The organism is Aeromonas sp. HMWF017 (assembly GCF_003061465.1).
Classification (GTDB): Bacteria; Pseudomonadota; Gammaproteobacteria; order Enterobacterales; family Aeromonadaceae; genus Aeromonas; species Aeromonas veronii.
Genome location: NZ_QAJD01000104.1, coordinates 1 through 4864, shown reverse-complemented (window position 1 = coordinate 4864; position 4864 = coordinate 1). Strand labels below are relative to the sequence as shown.

The window sequence follows — 4864 nt, the reverse complement described above, 5'->3', positions numbered from 1 at the left end:
CCTGGCCGATGAAGCCGATCTCGCCATCGCCGCTCGCCCCGATGCCCTGCCCGCCAAGCTGGAGTTCGCCAGCCTGCAACTGGTGCCGCTGGTCTTTATCGCGCCGCGCAATGCCCCGCAGCTGAACCAGTGGTTCCGTCAGGGCGAGCCGGACTGGGAGCAGCTGCCAGTTATCCTCTCCGAGCAGGGGCTGGCCCGCAAACGCAGCGATCAGTGGTTTCGCAACAAGGGGATAGCGCCCAACATCTATGCCGAAGTGGCGGGTAACGAGGGGATTGTCGCCATGGTGGCGCTCGGCTGTGGCGTAGGATTGGTGCCGGCGGCGGTCATCGACCACAGCCCGCTCGGCGACAAGGTGCGGATCATCGACCTCAAACCCGCCTTCAAGCCATTTGATGTGGGGATCGGGGTACTCAAGAAGCGGCTGGAGGAACCACTGATCCGCGCCTTCTGGGATACCGCGCAGAATCAGGGCTCACTGCGCTGACACCGGATTATAGATAAGGGCCGGATCGACCATCATGACGCGGCTGGGCAGCGGCAAGTCGGGGTTGTGCAGCTCGAGGCGCACCCGCTCATCCAGTTTCAGCCGCCGAATGGTGCTGCCAAATCCCTCTTCAAAGACCCGGTCAAAAGCACCAGACTGCCGCGCCCGCAGCAGGCCAAGCTCGATGCGCTGGGCCAGCTCCGGATATTTTGGCGAGACAAAGAAGAGCAGCGCCAGCGGATAGCGAAACACCAGACGGGGCTCGATGGCGAGATCGGGATACTGCCTGAGCTCATCCTCGACCTCGATGACCGAGCGCAAGAAGCAGTCAAAGCGCTTCTTGCGCAGCATGTTGAAGAGCGCCTCATAAAGATTGCCCACCGTCACCTTGAGGCCGTTAGCCCGCAGCAACTGGGTGTCTGGCCAGGATCTATGCTGACCGATGGAGAGCCCGGCCCGATGCCAGTCCGCCAACGATCCGATCGCGGCAAAACGCCCCTCATCCCCCTGCCGAACCAGACACACCCGCCAGCCGAGCAGCCCCTTGGCCAGCGGAATGTGGATTGCAAGCAACTCCCGCTCTCGCTCACCATCGGGGGCAAAAACACCGACCTGAACCAGCTCGCCGCTGCGCAGCTCCTTCACCGCCCGCCCCTGCTCCATCTGCGGGCTGGAAACTAGCTGGTAGGGGCCATATTCGGGTACGGTGAGATCGAGGGAGAGGCGCAGCAACTGGACGACGGCGGGGTTGGGATGATCCAGCAGCAGATTCCAGGCGCGGATAGGCTGCTCTGCTGCCGATACGCCAACCGTCCACAGTGCCATGCACCACCACCAGACTCTGATCATCCTGTGCACCATCCGTGCCTCGTGCTCCTCGCCATACTATAACGCCAGCCAGCACCTCAACGACGCTCTCCCTGAAAGATGTGTGAGCGCTCTCGTGTCAAATCTCGTGTCAAAAGTGACAATAGGCAAACCCTACAGGTCATCGCAGACTGGGCGTTCATCAACAAATGCCAAGGCACAGGGAGGAGAGCCATGAAACAGCATCTGGTAGAGATCAAGGGTTCAACCCTGTTTGACGAGTATCTGCAAAGCATGGGCGTACCCAGCACGGCGCTCGATCGGGAACAGGATATCTATCTGCAGGAACGCCACCTGGGAGCCATTCGCCGGGTGCAGGGCGAACTGCGCTTTTATCTGCGTGCCAATGCCCTCAACAAACGGTGATCAGGATCCGGTCACAGAACCCGCAGCAAAGGCGTATTAGACTGATATCTTCCCCCTTTCGACGGGAGTGCCCATGAAAGCAAGCGGTCTGGATCGGCTGTTCAAACCCCACTCAATCGCCGTGATCGGCGCCTCGACCGACCCGCTCAAGGCGGGTCATGTGATCGTGCGCCACCTGCTGGCAGGCCAGTTCAAAGGGCCCATCCTCCCTGTCACCCCGCGCAACAAGTCCATCGCCGGCGTGCTGGCCTATCCCGACATCGCCAGCCTGCCGCTGACCCCGGATCTCGCCATCATCTGCACCAGGCGGGAGCGGGTCTTGCCGTTGCTGGAAGCGCTCGGCCAAAAGGGCGCGGGGGCTGCCATCATACTGGCCGCCGACTTTTCCCCCGAGGAGCGACTGGAGCTGAAACGGGTCTGCCAGCAATATGACATTCGCCTGCTCGGCCCCAACAGCATGGGAATGCTGCTGCCCGGCCAGGGGATCAACGCCAGCTTTTCACCCATTGCCGCCAAGCCGGGGCAAGTCGCATTTCTGTCGCAATCCGCCGCCGTCAGCACCACCATTCTGGATTGGGCTAAGCAGCATGAGCTGGGCTTCTCCGCCTTCATCTCCCTTGGCGATCACTGCGATATCGACTTCGGCCAGCTGCTGGATCAGCTCTCCCGCGACAACGTCACCCGCGCCATCTTGATCTACATGGACAAGTTGCACGACGCCCGCCACTTTCTCTCGGCGGCGCGGGCAGCCTCGCGCAACAAGCCAATCCTGGTACTGAAAAGCGGGCGCCACGAACCGGCCCACGGTCTCGACAATGTCTATGATGCCGCCATCCGTCGCGCCGGCATGCTACGGGTACGGGATACCCACGAACTGTTTGCCGCGGTGGAAACCCTCAGCCACTCCATGACCCTCAAGGGGGAGCGGCTCGCCATCATCTCCAACGGCCGAGGGCTGGCCAATATGGCGGTGGATGTGCTGCTGGAGCGGGGCGGCAAGCTGGCTCGCCCGCCGCTCGACATCGGCAGCGATGCCACCATCACCACCTATCAGGAGGCGCTGGACAACGTGTTGCAGGAGGATGGCATCGACGCCATCCTGATCATCCACGCCCCCTCGCTCACGGCACCGAGCGCGCCGCTGGCCAGCCATCTTATCGACCACCTGAAACAGCATCCCAGAGCGCGCCGTTTCAATATCCTCACCAACTGGGCGGGCGAATACTCGGCGCAGGAGGGGCGTAAACTCTTTACCGAGGCGGGCTTCCCGACCTACCGCACACCGGAAAGCGCCATGGCCGCCTTCATGCACATGGTGGAATACCGCCGCAACCAGAAGCAGTTGATGGAGACCCCGGCGTCACTGCATGGCAACCAGCTCAATGTCGAGCTGTGCCAGCAGCTGATCCGCCAGGCGCAAGACCGTAAACAGCTGAGGCTGGATACCCATCTGGTGCACCCGATTTTGCAGGCTGCCGGTCTCTCGACCCTGCCAACCTGGATCGTCACCGACGCCATCGAGGCGACCCTGACTGCTGAGCAGATCGGCTATCCGGTGGCGGTGAAACTGCGCTCGCCAGATATCCTGCACAAGTCTGCCGTGCACGGCGTGGTGCTCAACCTGCGCACCTCGGCCGAAGTGGCACAAGCCGCTGATGCCATTCTGGACAGGGTCAAACAGCACGATCCGGGCGCCCGTATCGAAGGCTTGCTGGTGCAGCGGATGGCTCGCCGCAGCGGCGGCCTCGAGCTGCGGGTACGGATCCAGCGAGACGCCATCTTTGGCCCCGTCATTCTGCTGGGTGAGTCGGGTGCGGAACCGCAAGAGATGGTGGCAGCCTTGCCACCGCTCAATCAGGCACTGGCTCGTTACCAGATCATAGGAGCCCTCAAGAACCGCAAGATCCGTGAGCAGGCCACACCGGAACGACTGGATATCGATGCCCTCGGTCAGGTGCTCTGCCAGCTCTCCGAGCTATTGCTCGCCTTTCCGGAGATTCAGGAGCTGGACCTGCACCCGCTGCAAGCGTGCGGCGCCGAAATGGTGGTGCTGGATGCCAGCCTCACGCTGGCTGACCCCGCCCTCCCGGCCAGCAACCGACTGGCTATCCGCCCCTATCCTACCGAACTGGAAGAGGGTGCCTGGCTTAAAGATCAGCGCCATATCCTGCTGCGCCCGATCCGGCCGGAAGATGAACCGGCTCACAAACAGTTCGTGCTGCAGGTCTCCGATGAAGACAGGTACAAACGCTTCTTCGCCGATGTGGGCGAGCTGGGCCATGAAGAGCTGGCTCGCATGACCCAGATCGATTACGACCGGGAGATGGCCTTCGTAGCGGTGGGGCAAGATGGCGAGCTGCAGGATCAAATCCTCGGCGTGGTACGCGCTATCTCGACCCCGGATCTGAGCGATGCCGAGTTTGCCATTCTGGTGCGATCGGACTTGAAAGGGGTGGGGCTCGGCAAATTGATGATGGAGAAGATCATCCGTTACGCCAAAGAGCAGGGGATTGGCCAGCTATCCGGCATGACCATGCCCAGCAATCGCGGCATGGTCAACCTCGCCAAACGGCTTGGCTTCAAGATCGACGTGCAAATAGAAGAGGGGGTGGTCAATATGGAGCTGCCCTGTAGTCAGCAGGCAGCAGAAGCCTGATTTGGCCGCCTGTAAACTCGCTCAAATGGCTGATAAAGCTCGGATATAGCCAGAAAATGGTGGAAATAACCGGCTATCTGACACTCTCTTGGCAGGTAAAAACCAAACGTTGGCTGTTTAGCACGCTAAAAACATCAAAGCCCGGTCGTGAAACTGGGCTTTGACGTTCGTTCTGGTATGCAAACCTGTGGGTCTTATGGACAAAACCGCCCATAGCAAAAAGGCCTTCCCAATCGGGAAGGCCTTCAAATTAGTGGCGGAGCGGACGGGACTCGAACCCGCGACCCCCGGCGTGACAGGCCGGTATTCTAACCGACTGAACTACCGCTCCGCATTCGGTTAGCTTGCGCTAAATCTTCTGCTGCTTCTTCTGAGGTGTCATCCTCGCAGCCAGTGATGTGATTCTTCACATCACCGTTTAATTGGGTGCCTGGCAGTGTCCTACTCTCGCATGGCGAATGCCACACTACCATCGGCGCTACCGCGTT

4 protein-coding genes and 1 tRNA gene are annotated in these 4864 nt (G+C 60.8%); 3 read left to right on the top strand and 2 right to left on the bottom strand.

Annotation, left to right across the window (positions count from 1 at the left end; translation table 11 throughout):
* A partial coding sequence (locus tag DBR30_RS22005) for a LysR substrate-binding domain-containing protein (RefSeq protein WP_258224382.1) occupies window positions 1–487 on the top strand: 487 nt, incomplete at its 5' end.
* On the opposite strand, the gene DBR30_RS10065 is transcribed toward DBR30_RS22005, so the two are convergent.
* Window positions 476–1336 carry an ABC transporter substrate-binding protein gene (locus tag DBR30_RS10065; protein WP_108539825.1) on the bottom strand — a complete coding sequence of 287 codons (861 nt, stop codon included), beginning with the start codon at window positions 1334–1336 and terminating at the stop codon, window positions 476–478. The two genes, DBR30_RS22005 and DBR30_RS10065, sit on opposite strands and share 12 nt — an antisense overlap.
* Before the next feature lie 192 nt (window positions 1337–1528).
* Here DBR30_RS10065 and DBR30_RS10060 point away from each other — a divergent pair, with 192 nt between their 5' ends.
* A complete protein-coding gene (locus DBR30_RS10060; protein ID WP_005339486.1) occupies window positions 1529–1720 on the top strand; it encodes a hypothetical protein in 192 nt (63 codons plus the stop codon).
* Window positions 1721–1793: 73 nt separating this feature from the next.
* A complete protein-coding gene (locus DBR30_RS10055; RefSeq protein WP_108588330.1) occupies window positions 1794–4376 on the top strand; it encodes a bifunctional acetate--CoA ligase family protein/GNAT family N-acetyltransferase in 2583 nt (860 codons plus the stop codon).
* Window positions 4377–4630: 254 nt separating this feature from the next.
* Here the strand turns inward: DBR30_RS10055 and DBR30_RS10050 are convergent.
* Window positions 4631–4707 (bottom strand) — tRNA-Asp (locus tag DBR30_RS10050).
* Between the last annotated feature and the right edge of the window lie 157 nt (window positions 4708–4864).